The 16,226-nt window shown below is 46.6% G+C and carries 14 protein-coding genes; 3 read left to right on the plus strand and 11 right to left on the minus strand.

Annotated elements, in window-relative coordinates; all coding sequences use genetic code 11:
• Nucleotides 1-13 precede the first annotated feature (13 nt).
• The 10 genes from feoB to argC all read right to left on the minus strand — a co-directional run bounded on the left by feoB (nt 14) and on the right by argC (nt 10,922).
• On the minus strand, nt 14-2,197 hold the full coding sequence (feoB, locus tag CK1_RS09260; protein ID WP_015525997.1) for a ferrous iron transport protein B: 2,184 nt from the start codon (nt 2,195-2,197) through the stop codon (nt 14-16).
• Between the two features lie 58 nt (nt 2,198-2,255).
• Complete coding sequence (locus CK1_RS09265; protein WP_015525998.1) at nt 2,256-2,474, minus strand: FeoA family protein; 219 nt, start codon at nt 2,472-2,474, stop codon at nt 2,256-2,258.
• A gap of 103 nt (nt 2,475-2,577) precedes the next feature.
• Nucleotides 2,578-2,790, minus strand: coding sequence for a FeoA family protein (locus tag CK1_RS09270; protein ID WP_015525999.1), 213 nt, complete (start codon nt 2,788-2,790; stop codon nt 2,578-2,580).
• A gap of 300 nt (nt 2,791-3,090) precedes the next feature.
• A complete protein-coding gene (locus tag CK1_RS09275; protein ID WP_015526000.1) occupies nt 3,091-3,846 on the minus strand; it encodes a cytidylate kinase-like family protein in 756 nt (251 codons plus the stop codon).
• Nucleotides 3,843-4,094 (minus strand): hypothetical protein, encoded by a 252-nt coding sequence (locus CK1_RS18265; protein WP_015526001.1) that lies wholly within the window; start codon nt 4,092-4,094, stop codon nt 3,843-3,845. Before CK1_RS18265 ends, CK1_RS09275 begins: the two co-directional genes overlap by 4 nt.
• Nucleotides 4,095-4,109: 15 nt before the next feature.
• Nucleotides 4,110-5,549 (minus strand): sodium:proton antiporter, encoded by a 1,440-nt coding sequence (locus CK1_RS09280; RefSeq protein WP_173722804.1) that lies wholly within the window; start codon nt 5,547-5,549, stop codon nt 4,110-4,112.
• A 299-nt stretch (nt 5,550-5,848) separates the two neighbouring features.
• Nucleotides 5,849-7,039 carry an aspartate aminotransferase family protein gene (locus CK1_RS09285; protein WP_015526003.1) on the minus strand — a complete coding sequence of 397 codons (1,191 nt, stop codon included), beginning with the start codon at nt 7,037-7,039 and terminating at the stop codon, nt 5,849-5,851.
• Nucleotides 7,026-7,922 (minus strand): acetylglutamate kinase, encoded by an 897-nt coding sequence (argB, locus tag CK1_RS09290; protein ID WP_015526004.1) that lies wholly within the window; start codon nt 7,920-7,922, stop codon nt 7,026-7,028. Before argB ends, CK1_RS09285 begins: the two co-directional genes overlap by 14 nt.
• A gap of 634 nt (nt 7,923-8,556) precedes the next feature.
• Entirely contained in the window at nt 8,557-9,780 is a 1,224-nt protein-coding gene (gene argJ / locus CK1_RS09295) for a bifunctional glutamate N-acetyltransferase/amino-acid acetyltransferase ArgJ (RefSeq protein ID WP_015526005.1), read from the minus strand.
• 101 nt (nt 9,781-9,881) lie between these two features.
• Nucleotides 9,882-10,922: an N-acetyl-gamma-glutamyl-phosphate reductase gene (gene argC / locus CK1_RS09300; protein ID WP_015526006.1), complete on the minus strand. Its 1,041-nt coding sequence runs from the start codon at nt 10,920-10,922 to the stop codon at nt 9,882-9,884.
• A 528-nt stretch (nt 10,923-11,450) separates the two neighbouring features.
• Here argC and CK1_RS09305 point away from each other — a divergent pair.
• The gene (locus tag CK1_RS09305) at nt 11,451-12,683 is read left to right on the plus strand and encodes an argininosuccinate synthase (RefSeq protein ID WP_015526007.1); all 1,233 of its coding nucleotides are present in this window, start codon (nt 11,451-11,453) and stop codon (nt 12,681-12,683) included.
• Nucleotides 12,684-12,807: 124 nt separating this feature from the next.
• Nucleotides 12,808-13,767, plus strand: coding sequence for a DMT family transporter (locus tag CK1_RS09310; RefSeq protein WP_015526008.1), 960 nt, complete (start codon nt 12,808-12,810; stop codon nt 13,765-13,767).
• Nucleotides 13,768-13,821: 54 nt separating this feature from the next.
• On the opposite strand, the gene CK1_RS09315 is transcribed toward CK1_RS09310, so the two are convergent.
• On the minus strand, nt 13,822-14,211 hold the full coding sequence (locus tag CK1_RS09315; RefSeq protein WP_015526009.1) for a metal-dependent transcriptional regulator: 390 nt from the start codon (nt 14,209-14,211) through the stop codon (nt 13,822-13,824).
• Nucleotides 14,212-14,473: 262 nt separating this feature from the next.
• Between CK1_RS09315 and CK1_RS09320 the strand changes: the two genes are divergently transcribed.
• Entirely contained in the window at nt 14,474-16,225 is a 1,752-nt protein-coding gene (locus tag CK1_RS09320; protein WP_015526010.1) for an ABC transporter ATP-binding protein, read from the plus strand.
• The last annotated feature ends 1 nt before the right edge of the window (nt 16,226 follow it).

Here is a 16,226-nt window from a genome sequence, read left to right on the forward strand (position 1 = left end):
GACCGGTTTTCAATTACTCTGCTGCCTGTACAGATCTCTTTGTAACGTCGTTCTGGTTCTTGTACGGATCTGGTCTGAACAGAAGGAAGAGCAGGATCGCTACAAGGATCAGCGCTACGATCGTTCCAATTCCGAAGGAACCGGCACCTGTGACAACAAGACCGATCTGGTATACACAAAGTGTTACAACATAAGCAAAAATGTTCTGGAAGAAAATTGCAAACCAGAACCATTTTCTGGACTGCATCTCATGTGCCATTGTAGAAATAGCTGCAAGGCACGGAGAATCAAGCAGGTTGAACAGCAGGAAAGAAAATGCTGCTACTGCTGTCGGGAACCATGCTTTGATCGCTGCACCAACGATCATGGTATCCTCTGCATCATCACCAGCTACGTTTGCAAGAACACCCATTGTACTTACGATGGACTCTTTTGCGGAGAATCCGGAGATGGAGGCTGCAACCGGCTGCCATTTGCCAAATCCAAGAGGAGCAAAGATCGGAGCAAGGATACCGCCAAGGATAGCCATGATACTGTCATTGCTGTCCTCAACAAATCCGATTCCGCTTCCTGTATTTCCGATACTGGAAAGGATCCACATGATAACGGTTGCAAGGAAAAGAATGGTACCGGCTTTGATGATGAAGCCTTTCAGTCTCTCCCAAACATGAAGCAGAACTGTCTTTACAGACGGAATGTGATACTGTGGAAGCTCCATTACGAACGGAGCAGGTTTACCGGAGAAAGGTTTTGTTTTCTTCAGGATGATCGCAGCTACAAGAACTGCTACAACACCGATGAAGTACATCAGTGGTGTGATGAAACCAGCAGCTACATAGTCACCGGTTGCATAAGCGGTCATGATACCACCCATAAGGGCGATAACAGGAAGCTTGGCACCACATGGGATAAATGTTGCTGTCATGATCGTCAGACGACGGTCATTATCTGCCTCGATCGTTTTGGAAGCCATGATTCCAGGGATTCCACAGCCGGAGGAGATAAGAAGCGGGATAAAGCTCTTTCCGGAAAGTCCGAAATGACGGAATACACGGTCCATGACGAACGCGATACGAACCATGTAACCGCAATCCTCAAGGATGGAAAGGAACAGGAACAGGATCGCCATCTGCGGAACGAATCCAAGCACTGCACCAAGACCACCGATGATACCATCTGATACAAGGCTTACCAGCCAGTCAGCAACACCGGCATTGCCGAGTCCATCCGATACAACACTCTGGATGGTTCCCACAAAGCTGTCGTTTGTCCAGTCTGTTACCATGGTACCAACTGTTGTTACCGATACATAATAAACGATAAACATGGTAAGGATAAAGATCGGAAGACCGAGAATACGGTTTGTTACGATACGGTCGATCTTATCGGAAACTGTCATCTTATTTCCGCTTCTCTTAACGTTTGCAGAAACAACCTTCTGGATGTACTGATATCTTCCATCCGTTACGATACTCTCTGTATCATCATCCTCTGCCTTCTCAAGGCCAGAAGCAATCTCCTCGATCCTGGACTGTGCAGAAGCCGGAAGGTTCAGACCTTCTTTTACCTTGCTGTCTCTCTCAAGAAGCTTTACTGCATACCATCTCTTGTTCTCCTCAGCGATGTTTGCAGGAACAAATCCCTCGATCTCATTTACAGCTTTTTCTACTGCTTTCGGAAATTCCATCTGCTTCGATGGTACTCTGTGCTGGTTCGCACATTTGATTGCCTCATCAACAACCTCTTTAAGGCCTGTTCCTTTAAGAGCAGAGGTCTCAACGATCGGGCATCCAAGCGCGGAGCTTAAGCCTTTTACATTGATATGGATGTTGTTCTTTTTCAGAAGATCCACCATATTAAGAGCGATAACAACCGGGATACCGATCTCAAGAAGCTGGGTTGCAAGATACAGGTTTCTCTCGATGTTTGTTGCATCCACAAGATCGATGATCACATCCGGTTTCTCTTTCAGAAGATAATCACGGCTGACAACCTCCTCAAGTGTATACGGGGAAAGTGAATAGATACCCGGAAGGTCTGTTACCGTTACATCCTTCTGGTTTTTCAGCTTACCCTCTTTTTTCTCTACAGTAACACCTGGCCAGTTACCAACGTACTGGTTTGCGCCTGTAAGAGCATTGAACATTGTAGTCTTACCACAGTTCGGGTTTCCGGCAAGAGCTATTGTTACAGACATTTTGCATCCTCCTTTTTTCAGGTCAGAGCCTGACGCTCTGTCATTTTTCGAAGCTTATTTACTTTACTTCCACACATGCTGCGTCATGCTTACGCAGGGAAAGCTCATAACCTCTGATGGTGATCTCAACCGGATCTCCAAGAGGAGCTACCTTTCGGATATAAACCTCGCTGCCTTTTGTGATTCCCATATCCATGATACGGCGCTTGTAAGCCGGGTCGCCGGTGATCTTGGAAACAACTACTGTAGAACCTACTGCTGCATCACGTAAAGTCATTTCTCTTTTCCTCCCTGTTCATATTCCAATTCCTAATCTATCCTCAACTGCGCCTTCCGCAGTTTGGGGCAAATCCACTACCGGTCACTGCCTCGCAGTCCGGTCACACCATAATGTGTCTGGCCATTTCCTTATTGACTGCTACTCTGGAATCCTTGACATTTACGATCAGATTGCCGTCAAACTGAGAAATAACTGTCACTTCCGCATTCTCAACAAAACCAAGGCCTGCAAGAAATCTTCTTGTATCCTCCGCTCCGGAAATACGCTTGATCGTGCCAGTATCACCTGACTGTAAAAATAAAATCGGCTGCATGGAATCCCTCCGTTTCTTTCTATTAATTAACTCAGTCTAATTAGTCAGCCCTAACTCATAGGTTAGTTTATACTAAGTTTTTTCGAATGTCAATCCCCTAAATGAAAAAAGTTAATCAAGATTAAGTTTTTATAAACAACATATAAAAAAGTTCCTGCATTCTGAGGTATTTCTGTCTGGCAGAAGGTTACCTCAGAATGCAGGAACTCTGTTCTGATTCTTTTTCTGTTTGCAGCCTGTTAAGCTAAAAACCCCTTCCGGAACTTTTTCTTTCTTCCGTGCTGCTCATATTTTTATCTCTTAGTGGATCTGATCATTCAAAAGCTTCAGGATCAGATTCTCCGTTTCATTGATTCCGTAGCTTGCACTGTTGATACAAAGATCGTAGTTATCCGGCTTGCCCCACTGAGCTCCGCCGTAAAAATTGTAATACCGTCTGTGCTGGCTGTCCATCTTCTTCAGGAAACGGACTGCCTGCTTCATATTCATCTTCCGTACATCCATAACATGCTGCACACGGATAGCAAAAGGAGCTGTGATAAACAGACTTATATGCGGAATGTGATTGTTCTTGAGGATCGCATCCGCACACCTTCCCATAATGATGCAGTCCTCTTTTGAGGCCAGATCGCAGATCAGGTCACTCATGTTAAAGAATACCGCATCCTGTTTCGGAAGACCATGGTAACGGTTGAATTCCCGGAACCAGCCCTTGGGATCAAATTTATGCTTCTTCTCATATTTATTGAAATCCGCAAAATATTCCGCATCGTTGACCGCGCCCTTTTCCGCCTCAAGACGCCTTAATACCTGATCAAAGATCTCCACATCATAATAGTTGATCCGAAGCTTGTCTGCCAGTCCGAAACCGATATCATTACCGGCACTTCCCTGTGTACGGCTGATGCAGATGACCAGATGGTCATTCTCAGAGATTTTTTCCCTGTGCTTGATCATATGATTCAGTGCCACACGTTCCTTATCCATGATATCCGTAGCAACAAAAGTCTCCGGCAACGTCAGGATCTCCTGAAAGATCTCATCATATTTCTTCATGAGACGGCTTTTTCTTCTTTATCCTTGATGGTCCTGGCCATGTTGCTGATCAGTGCCATCTCGCTTCGAAGAAGATGTCCGTCCGGTTTGGTATACATCAGAGCACTTAAGTTCCGGATAGTGCCTTCTCTGTCACCGGTGAAGGTACGTCCAAGGGAAGATCCTACGCTTTCATAAACCTCGCCATCCAGTTCATAAAGCCTGGTGGCAAGCTCTCTGCATTTCTCTCGAATGTTATTATCCTGCATATTGATCCTCCTCCCTTATAAAAAGAATACCAGCATATCGATGATGAACACCGGTACCAGGAAACAAATGGACCATGCCATATATCCGAAGAAGGACGGCATGTTGATACCATTTTCGTCAGAAAGTGTCTTGACCATAAAGTTCGGAGCATTGCCGATATATGTATTGGCGCCCATAAATACAGCACCGCAGGAAATCGCAGAAAGAAGCTTTACAGGAACCGTTCCCAGCGTTGTTGCGATTCCGTTTGTAAATCCGAGAGTTCCCGCTGTTGTCAGAAATACCAGATAGGTCGGTGTATTATCCAGGAAGCTGGACAAAGCTCCGGTCGCCCAGAACATCTGGTACGGCTCGGTGATACCGAGATTCGGTCCTACTGCTTTCAGAAGCATCAGGGCCGGCTGCATGGTGATAAAAATACCGATGAAAAGTACTGCAACCTCCTTGATCGCACCCCAGGTAAAATGGTTCCGCACACGGATCCTTTTATCCGTTGTCTTAAAGGACAGAAATGCAGCTGCCAGGATCAGGACGATCTCAATGATCGACGGGAAGCCTAAAGTAACCTCACCGAAAATATGAAGCCCCTTTACATTTCCGGCTGCATCCTGAAATGCAGGCATACCGGGAAGCATTCCGCTTAAAATAACACCCACAACGATCATCACAAGAAAGATGATATTATGAAGACCCTCGATCTTAAACTCGGTACCCGGTTTGCTGATATCCGGTTTACGTCCCTCTGCGATATCCTTCTTGTAAGAGCGCATATCCAGATGATAGAACACAAACAGAAGGATCACCATATTAAAGATCAGTACCGGAAAAAGATGAAGGCTCCAGAAAAACGGAACTCCTCGCATGAAGCCCATCAGAAGCGGCGGATCACCGATCGGTGTCAGGCAGCCACCCATGTTGGATACCATAAAGATGAAAAAGATCATGATATGACCCTTTCTCTTTCTCCAGGAATTCATTTTGATCACCGGACGGACCATCAGCATGCTGGCTCCGGTAGTTCCGATACAGCTGGAAAGCAGGGTTCCCAGTGCAAGAAGTCCTACATTTACTCTTGGCGAACCCGCAAAATCACCCTCAACTGTAATGTTACCGGATACACAGAACAGTCCGAATAACAGGATGATAAATGTAAGATAGTCATTGATCACGCACTCAAGTACTGTTTCCGCAGTTTTTCCAGCACCGTAAACAACTGCAAACGGAATGATCATAAGAATGATCCAGAATGCAACCACAACGGGCTGATGTGACTCCCACCACTCACCCTTTACCAGCGGCATCACTGCAACACACAGAAGAAGGCCCGCAAAAGGGATACAAAGCCACACCGGCACACCAGATCCTGTCCCACCGTTTCCGGCTGCCCATACACCCACAGGACATGCCAGAAATACTGTCAGAAAAGTACACATGACGGTTAATAATTTTTTCAAAATTTTCACCCCTCACATAAATTTTTTACCAGTGAAATTATAACATATGGCGTTCTAAAATCAACTGTGTAGATGTGCAATTTATACTCGAACCCTCTCTCTTTTTTGTGCATTTTGCCGGTGTGTCATAGCATTTTTTGTTTGTTTTCAAACACACGACCAGATTTTCGGATACTGTTTTCTATATCTGTTATATAATTTATATACATTGTCTCTCTGACAAAAAAGCAGCCGTATTCTCCATCGGCACACTACCCTTTCCGGAAAATACTGCTGCTTTTGTATCTGTTATTTTTTTATTATTCCATACACTCGTCAAGGATCTCTGCCATCTTGTCGATATCCTCTTTTGTGATCACAAGAGGAGGAACAAGGCGGAGAACATCACTTCCTGCTGAGATCACCAGAAGCCCCTTTGCAAGAGCTTTTTTCACCACATCTCCTACCGGACGTCCCTTGATCACGATACCCTGCATGAAGCCTTTGCCTCTTCTTGTTTCTGCACAGTCATGCTTTGCAACCAGTTCGTCCAGCTTCTCCTCAAAATACGGAGTAAGTCCCTGCACATGGGAAAGGATCTGATCTTTTTCAAAAATGTCAAATACCTTGCTGACTGCTGCACATACGAAGGGATTTCCACCGTAAGTGGTTCCGTGGTCGCCTGGCTTCAGGGAAGCTGCAGCTGCTTTTTTGTTCAGCACAAAAGCACCTACCGGAACTCCACAGCCAAGTGCTTTGGCACAGGTCATGATATCCGGCTGTACTCCATATGCCTGCCATGCAAAATAATGTCCGGTACGTCCCATACCGCACTGGATCTCGTCCAGGATCAGGATGATATCCTTCTCATCACAAAGCTTACGTAAGCCTTCCAGGAACTCTTTTGTAGCCGGATAAATACCTCCTTCTCCCTGTACGGTCTCGGTGATGATGGCACAGGTCTTATCTGTGATTTGAGCCTTTACACTCTCAAGATCATTGAAATCTGCAAATTTCACCCCACCCATCAGAGGCTCAAAGGGTTCTCTGTAATGTGCATTGCCTGTCACGGAAAGAGCGCCGATGCTGCGGCCGTGGAAGGAATGGTTCATGGCAATGATCTCATGGTCTGCATGGCCATCTCTTTCGTAGGCATATTTCTTGGCAGCCTTCAGAGCACCCTCAATGGCCTCTGTACCACTGTTTGTGAAGAAAGCCTTTTCCATATGGCTTGCCTGTACAAGTCTGGCACCTGCATCAATGATCGGCTCATTGTAGTACAGGTTGGAAATATGCATCAGCTTGTCGATCTGGGATTTCAATGCTTCGTCATAGCCCGGATAATGATATCCCAGGGCATTTACAGCGATACCGGCCGCAAAATCCAGATATTCCTTTCCTTCGGAATCATAGAGGTAACAGCCATCGCCTTTTTCAAAAACTACCGGAAAACGGTTATATGTATGAAGAATACTGGCTTCAGATTCTTCCATCTGTTCATTCATGCTCATTGTAATATTTCTCCCCATCATCTTTTAAAATTGCAGTACCAATACCTTTGTTTGTAAAGATCTCAAGCAGTAAGCTGTGCGGGATCCTTCCATCCAGGATATGAACTCTGTTTACACCATGCTCGATAGCGTCGATACAGTTTTTCAGCTTCGGGATCATACCGCCGCCCACAGTACCATCTGAGATCAGATTCTCAGCCTCATCTACACGAAGCTCGGAGATCAGAGTGGAGGGATCATCTGCATCCCTGTAAACGCCCTCAATATCGGACAGGAAGGCAAGCTTCTCTGCCTCAACTGCCTCTGCAATGGCGCAGGCTGCATCGTCCGCATTGATATTGTAGGAATCAAAATTTTCGTCAAAGCCGATCGGGAATACGATCGGAAGGAAATCTCTTTCCAGAAGGTCATGAAGGATCTTCGGATTAACCTTTGTAATCTCACCTACGTAGCCGATGTCTTCGCCTTTGGAAAGCTTCTTTTTGCACTGGAGAAGACCGCCGTCCTTACCGCTGACACCTACAGCCTGTACGCCGAGAGATTCTACCAGAGTAACAAGCTCCTTGTTTACTTTTGCAAGAACCATCTCTGCGATCTCCATAGTGTCTTTGTCCGTTACACGGAGACCGTTTACAAAATGCGGCTCCATGCCGACTTTACCGACCCAGCGGCTGATTTCCTTGCCGCCGCCGTGAACAATGATCGGTTTGAAACCGACTAATTTCAGAAGGACTGCGTCCTTGATGACGTTACGCTTTAATTCTTCATCAAGCATGGCGCTTCCGCCGTATTTGATGACTACGATCTTGCGGTTGAACCGCTGGATGTATGGCAGGGCTTCTATGAGAACCTCTGCTTTGTCAAGATATTTCTGATTTACCATGTGGGTGTCTCCTTTTTTTGAAAAATGATATGGATTGAAAAAGGTTTTGTTGTTGTATGTTGGAGGGATTTCTTTTTTATTATAATTTTGTCTCAGCTGACAGCTGTGGATTTGCGAGGAGGGGAAACGGGCTGTTGCCCGCGTTGCGGGCAAAGCGCCTGCTGCGGACAGGCTGTCGCAGACAGCCGCTTCCGACGCGCTTTCGCCGAAGGCGAACAGCTCGTCAGTCTGCCTTCGGCGACTGACGTTTAACCCGACATAACTTCCAGGCTCCCGCTCTGAGGGTTCTCACGTTCGTCACTCAGTTTTCATCGACTGAAGTTCAACACGCCTCAACTTCCAGGTTCCCGCACTGCGGGTTCTCACGTTCGTCACTCAGTCTTCGTCAACTACACCTCAACACGCCTCAACTTCCGGGCTCCCGCACTGCGGGTTCTCACGTTCGTCACCCAGTCTTCGTCGACTGAAGTTCTACATGCCACAGCCAAGCGTGCCCAACGGAGGGGGTTCTTAGGGGGAGCGTGCGGGCTTCGCAACTTTGAGCTCGCTCCCCCTAAGGGTTTTCTCAGCTTACAAACTGAAACAAAACTACAACTAAAATCCACCATAAAAACCATTCTACAAAGCTCTTACATCAAGAACGATAATCCGCATTGATCTTTATGTAATCATAGGTGAGGTCGCATCCCCACGCAGTTGCGGATGCATCTCCCATCTTCATATCCGCGATGGCTGTCACTGCCTCTTCTGAGAGGATCTTAGTTGCTTCCTCTTCGCTGTAGCCTGTAGAAACTCCATTTTCAATGATCTTGATCTTTCCTGCTTTGCTCTCAAAGTAGAGATCTACCTTTTCCGGATCGAACTGGACGCCGGAGTAGCCGAGGGCGCAGAGGATTCTTCCCCAGTTTGCGTCGTGGCCGTAAATGGCTGCCTTTGTTAAGGAAGAGGTTACTACGGATTTACTTAAGGTTACGGCTTCTGCCTTGGTGGCTGCGCCGATGACCTTGACCTCGAAGAGTGCAGTTGCACCTTCTCCGTCACCTGCGATCGTTTTGGCAAGGGTTGTGTTTACGTAGTTAAGAGCCTTTTTGAACTCTTCATAATCTGCGTTTTTCTCTGTGATCTTCGGATTGCCGGCCTGGCCGTTTGCAAGGAGGAGGACAGTGTCGTTTGTGGAGGTATCTCCGTCAACGGATACCATGTTGTAGGTGTCCTTGATATCCTCGCTGAGTGCTTCCTGAAGAAGCTCCTTTGAGATATCCACATCACTGGTGATAAATCCAAGCATCGTGCACATGTTGGGGTGGATCATTCCGGAGCCCTTGCACATACCGCCTACCGTTACAGTTTTTCCACCGAGCTCGATCTCTACCGCTGCCTCTTTCTTCTCGGTATCTGTTGTCATGATGGCTTTTGCTGCCTCAAGGCCTGCCTCGCGGCTTCCCTCAAGCTTCGGTGCCATGGCTTTTACTCCGTTTGCGATACGGTCGATGGGAAGCTGCATTCCGATGACACCTGTGGATGCTACCAGTACGCTGTCTTCCGGGACCCCAAGGCTTTCGGATGCTGCCTTGGCGGTTTCCCTGCAATAGCCGAATCCTTCCTCGCCGGTACATGCGTTGGCGATTCCGCTGTTGCAGATCACAGCTCTTGCACCCGGGTGATTATATACAATGTCCTGATCCCATCTTACAGGAGCTGCTTTTACCACATTGGTCGTGAAGGTTCCTGCAGCCACACAAGGAACCTCACTGAATACCATGGCCATATCGGTACGGCCTTTATATTTGATCTCTGCTGCAGTTGACGCTGCCTTAAAACCTTTTGCGGCTGTAACGCCGCCGTCGATGATCTTCATATTATATATCTCCTCTCAATGGTGATGCCAGATGGAATATCACAGTTCATTCGTTTAAAGTCCTTCGGCATCCTCCATATTTTATTTGTGATCTGCCTGTTTTACGGGCACATCGGAATCTGTTTCAGTCCTTCGTTCTCGTCAAATCCAAACATCAGGTTCATGTTCTGAACAGCCTGTCCTGCTGCACCCTTTACCAGGTTGTCGATAGCGCCCATCATGATGACTCTCTTTGTTCTCGGATCGATCTTGAAGTTCACGTCCACAAAATTGCTGCCTTCTACATTTCTTGTCTGCGGGCATACATCCTTGTTCAGGACACGTACAAAGAACTCGTCTTTATAATATTTGTCATAGGCTGCTTTTACTTCCTCATAGGTAACATCCTTGGTCAGGGAGGCATATGCTGTTACCAGGATTCCACGGTTCATCGGAACAAGATGCGGGGTAAAATTGATCATCACTTCCTGTCCGCATGCATATCCAAGCTGATCCTCGATCTCCGGTGTATGTCTGTGTGTGGCAACACCGTAAGCTTTGATGCTCTCGTTTACCTCACAGTAGAGATTCGGAACCTTGGCTCCTCTTCCTGCTCCGGAGGTTCCGGACTTGGCATCAATGATAATGGTATTCGGATCAATGAGGCCTTCCTTTAACAGCGGATAAATAGACAGTGTGGAGCATGTCGGATAGCATCCCGGGTTGGCGATCAGCCTTGCATTCTTAATATCCTCACGGTTGATCTCGCAGAGGCCATAAACAGCTTCCTCGATAAACTGCGGAGCCTTATGCTCGATTCCGTACCACTTCTCATATTTTTTCACATCTTTAATACGGAAATCTGCGCTTAAGTCGATCACCTTACATTTGGAAAGGATTTCTTCATTAATAAGGGATGCACAAAGGCCCTGTGGTGTTGCGGTAAAGATTACATCCACCTCATCTGCAAGTGCAGCCATGTTGTCATCCATACATTTGGCATCCACCAGCCTGAAAAAATTCTGATAAATATCTGCATACTGCTGATCTATGTAGCTTCGGGAGCCGAACCATTTGATCTCAACGTCCTTGTGTCCAAGAAGAAGTCTTACGATCTCATTTCCTGCGTATCCTGTCGCACCGATAATTCCTGCTTTAATCATCTTTCACATTCCTCCTCTGCCGTTTTCCTACGGCTTAATACACCCTGCAGAAGCGCTTGCTATTCTTATTTATGCCTCTTTTTTATGTCTTCTGATATCTGAATCTTCTGCACAGGTCAGACGGACATCTTAAACCTGTCTGTACTGCCAGCTCATATGTCCATCTTATCAATGGATAGATTATACATCTTCTCTGCATATTATGCAATAGTCATTTTCTTTGATTTTTCACGGTCTTTTCTGTTTTTCCTGTATTTTCTTATAATATCGCCTACTTTTAGATGTATTTTTATGCAAATTTTTTTTCATATTTTTCAAATTATCTCTTGCATATTTATAAAATCTGGTGTATATTAAGCCATGTCGACAGGACAGCCGAAAATTTTGTTTTGTTGTACATGAATATTTATTCACTCTGGTAAAGTTATAAAACAGCATAATTTTTTTCCAGATAACGTAAAAAAATTCACCGTCCCGGAAATGTCCGGAGCGATACAAAATCAAAAAAATCCCAGGAGGACATATATTATGAAAGAAAAAGTTGTTTTAGCGTATTCCGGTGGTCTTGATACCACAGCCCTTATCCCGTGGCTGAAAGAAACCTTTGATTATGACGTTGTCTGCTGCTGTGTAAACTGCGGACAGGGAAACGAGCTGGACGGTCTTGAAGAGAGAGCAAAAATGTCCGGTGCTTCCAAATTATATATCGAGGATATCGTCGATGAGTTCTGCGATGATTTCATCATGCCGTGTGTAGAGGCTGGTGCTGTATACGAGCATTCCTATCTTCTCGGAACTTCTATGGCTCGTCCGGTCATTGCCAAGAAGCTGGTTGAGATCGCACGTAAAGAGGGTGCCGTTGCTATCTGCCACGGTGCTACCGGTAAAGGAAATGACCAGATCCGTTTCGAGCTTGGCATCAAGGCTCTCGCTCCGGACATCAAGATCATTGCTCCATGGCGTATGACAGATCTGTGGACCATGCAGTCCCGTGAAGATGAGATCGAGTTCTGTAAGGCTCATGGCATCACTCTTCCATTTGATGCAAGCCACAGCTACAGCCGTGACAGAAATCTCTGGCACATCAGCCATGAGGGACTTGAGCTTGAGGATCCATCCCAGGCTCCGAACTATGATGACATGCTTGTATTAAGCGTAACACCTGAGAAGGCTCCGGATAAAGAAACTGAGATCACCATGACATTCGAGCAGGGTGTTCCGAAAACACTCAACGGAAAAGCAATGAAGGTTTCCGAGATCATCACAGAGCTGAACAAGCTTGGCGGTGAGAACGGCATCGGTATCGTTGATATTGTTGAGAACCGTGTTGTTGGTATGAAATCCCGTGGCGTTTATGAAACTCCTGGCGGAACGATCCTGATGGCAGCACATGACCAGCTTGAGGAGCTGATCCTTGACCGTGAGACAATGGAAGCCAAGAAAAAGCTTGGCAGCCAGTTTGCACAGGTTGTTTACGAAGGAAAATGGTACACACCTCTCCGTGAGGCTATTCAGGCATTTGTTGAGTCCACTCAGAAATATGTTACCGGTGAGGTTAAATTCAAGCTTTACAAAGGAAACATCATCAAGAATGGTACAACCTCTCCGTACAGCCTTTACAATGAGTCTCTTGCTTCCTTCACAACCGGTGATATGTATGATCATCATGATGCAGACGGATTCATCACTCTGTTCGGTCTGCCGCTGAAGGTTCGTGCCATGAAGCTTGCAGAAGTTAAGAATAACCAGAATCAGAACTAATTTTGTTGAACATTGTTCCGACAGATCATAAAAATGCCCCGGGAAGCTATATAAGTTCCCCGGGGTCTTTTGTTATATACTGCTTTGATCACATAATACCTAATAAACGAAAGGATTTTTTATCATGAACTCACAGAAAATGCCTCTGAAAAATTCTCTCTGCCTGCTTCTGGCCGCAACGATCTGGGGAATCGCCTTTGTTGCCCAGAGTGTGGGCATGGAATATGTCGGCCCCTTCACCTTCAACGGCGTCCGTTCCCTGATCGGCGCCGCTGTCCTGGTTCCGGTGCTCTTTATCCTGAACCGTTCCGGAAATAAATCCTCTGCTGCCACAGACTCCGCAATACCGGAATCCTCATCAACACCTTCAGAAAAAGCTGTATCCCCCACGCCATATAACAGCCGTGACCTGTGGCTGGGCGGCATTGCCTGCGGATTTGCTCTTTTTGCTGCCAGCAACTTCCAACAGTTTGGCATCCAGTACACAACAGTAGGAAAAGCCGGCTTCATCACCGCCTGTTACATTGTCATCGTCCCGATCATTGGAATTTTCCTGAAAAAGAAATGCAGTCCCTTTATATGGGCAGCCGTTGTCATGGCACTGGTCGGACTTTATCTTCTCTGCATCACAGACGGATTTTCCATTGGCCTCGGAGATATTCTGGTGCTGGTATGTGCTTTTCTCTTTTCCCTGCACATTCTGGTGATTGACTATTTTTCCCCGAAGGCAGACGGTGTAAAGCTTTCCTGTATCCAGTTTCTTGTCTGCGGGATCCTGTCCATGATCCCGGCACTTATTCTGGAACATCCGCAGATTTCTTCCATTCTCACTGCCTGGCTGCCGATCCTGTATGCCGGTGTGATGTCCTGCGGTGTTGCCTACACCCTGCAGGTCGTAGGCCAGAAAAATGTGAATCCCACCGTTGCTTCTCTGATCCTTTCTCTTGAATCCTGCATCTCCGTGCTTGCAGGCTGGGTGCTCCTGGATCAAAAGCTTTCCATAAAAGAGCTTCTTGGATGTGTCATCATGTTTGCAGCCATCATCCTGGCCCAGCTGCCAGAAAAAGAAAAAGATAATAAATAAAAAACAGGCAGCCGGTTTGGTATTTTACCTTCCGGCTGCCTGTCTGCATGTTTCTTATTCTGCTGCTTCTTCTTTCTTAATGAAATTATTATAATGTGCCTTGATCTTCTCAAAGCTCTCCTGACTGATGTCGTGCTCCATCTTGCAGGCATCCTCCATTGCGATCTCTGCCGGAACCCCAAGTCCCTCCAGCATCCTGGCAAGAACAATGTGACGCTCATAAATCTGATTGGCGATCTCCGCCCCCTTCTCCAGAAGTGTCACGGTACCGTAACGGTCCATGGCAATATAACCATCCTCACGAAGAAGCTTCATTGCGTGACTGACGCTTGGCTTGGAAACACCAAGTCTGGTCGCAATATCAATGGAACGAACTCCTCCTCCTTTTTTGGATAAAACCAGAATTGATTCAAGATAATCCTCCGCTGACTGTCTGATCTCCATATAAAATCCTCCCTGCAAAAATTTAACTCTATATAGACCCTCTAAAGGGACCTGAAGCCCATTCTTTCCCTGTTCTACAGGCGAATATTAACTTTTAATATACCGCTTAAAGGATGTTGTGTCAAGCATTTCGCACATGTTTATCTTGACATTAAAAATAATTTCCCCGATAATAGTAGCTGAACAATATATCTGTTCTATAGCAGCCCGGAATCCTTTCCAGTAGTGCTGTCTTTTGAACAGTAAAGAAAGGAGATTTTTTATGCTCAAAACCCTTCTGGCCCAGGTCAGGGAGTTTAAAAAGGCATCGTTTCTCACGCCTTTTTTCATGATCCTGGAAGTTCTCTTTGAGACTCTGATCCCCCTGGCCATGGCTTCCATCATTGATAAGGGTGTGGAAGCCGGAAATATCGGCCATATCTATCGGATGGGTACAGTTATGGTAGCTCTTGCCCTGTGCGGACTCTGGTCCGGCGTCATGGGAGGAAAATACGGAGCACTGGCCTCCACAGGCTTTGCCAGAAACCTCCGAAAAGCCATGTACACCAACATCCAGACCTTTTCTTTTTCCAACATCGACAAATACAGCACTGCCGGCCTGATCACCCGTCTTACCACAGATGTGACCAACCTGCAGAACGCCTATCAGATGATCCTTCGTATGTGTACCCGTGCACCGGCCAGTCTGATCTGTGCCATGGTCATGGCATTTCTTATCAACGCAAAGCTTGCAAGCATCTACCTTGTCGCTGTTATCTTCCTGGGAGGCTGTCTGATCTTTATCATGCAGAAGGCCACTGTATACTTCCAGGCCGTATTCCGTAAATACGACGACCTGAACGCAAGTGTCCAGGAAAACATCGGCGCTGTACGCGTTGTCAAGGCCTATGTCCGCGAAGACTACGAGATCAGCAAATTCCAGAAAGCCTGCAACAAAGTATACGAAATGTTCTTAAGTGCTGAGAAGATCGTTGTCATGAACATGCCCCTGATGCAGTTTACCGTTTATGCCTGTATCCTGGGGATCAGCTGGCTCGGCGCCAAAATGATCGTAGGCAGCTCCCTTACTACCGGTGAGCTTATGAGCCTTCTCACCTACTGCATGAACATTCTCATGAGCCTTATGATGCTTTCCATGGTTTTTGTTATGGTGACAATGAGTATTGCCAGCGCAGAGCGTGTTACGGAAGTCATCAATGATACTGCTGACATCACAGATCCGGAGGATCCGGTAACAGATGTCCCAGACGGAAGTATCGTCTTCGATCATGTAAATTTCAGCTATAAGAAAGACAGTCAGGAACCCGTTCTGAAGGATATCAATCTCTCGATCCGCTCCGGCGAGACCATAGGGATCATCGGCGGTACCGGAAGTGCAAAATCCAGCCTTGTCAACCTGATCAGCCGTCTTTATGACGTAACGGATGGTTCTGTTTCCGTAGGAGGCATCGATGTCCGTAAATACCATCTGGAATCTCTCAGAAATCAGGTTTCCGTTGTTCTTCAGAAGAATGTACTCTTCTCAGGAACCATTCTGGAAAACCTCCGATGGGGTGACAAAAATGCCACTGAGGAGGAATGCCGCCGCGCATGCCAGCTTGCCTGTGCCGATGATTTCATCGAAAAAATGCCGGACAAATACAATACCTTCATTGAACAGGGCGGCTCCAATGTTTCCGGAGGCCAGAAGCAACGTCTCTGTATTGCCCGCGCTCTTCTGAAGAAGCCGAAGATACTGATCCTGGATGACTCCACCAGTGCGGTAGATACTGCCACAGACGCAAGGATCCGCCGTGCCTTTGCCGAGGAGATCCCGGATACCACCAAGCTGATCATCGCACAGCGTGTTTCCAGCATCCAGAACGCGGACCGGATCATCGTTATGGATAACGGTGAGATCAACGGTTTTGGTACCCACGAGGAGCTTCTTAAGACTAACGCCATTTATCAGGAAGTATTTCATTCACAGACCGGCGGCGCCGGTGATTTTGACGAGGGAGGTGAACCGGCTTGAA

It is taken from the genome of Ruminococcus sp. SR1/5, assembly GCF_000209835.1.
GTDB lineage: Bacteria > Bacillota > Clostridia > Lachnospirales > Lachnospiraceae > Blautia_A > Blautia_A fusiformis.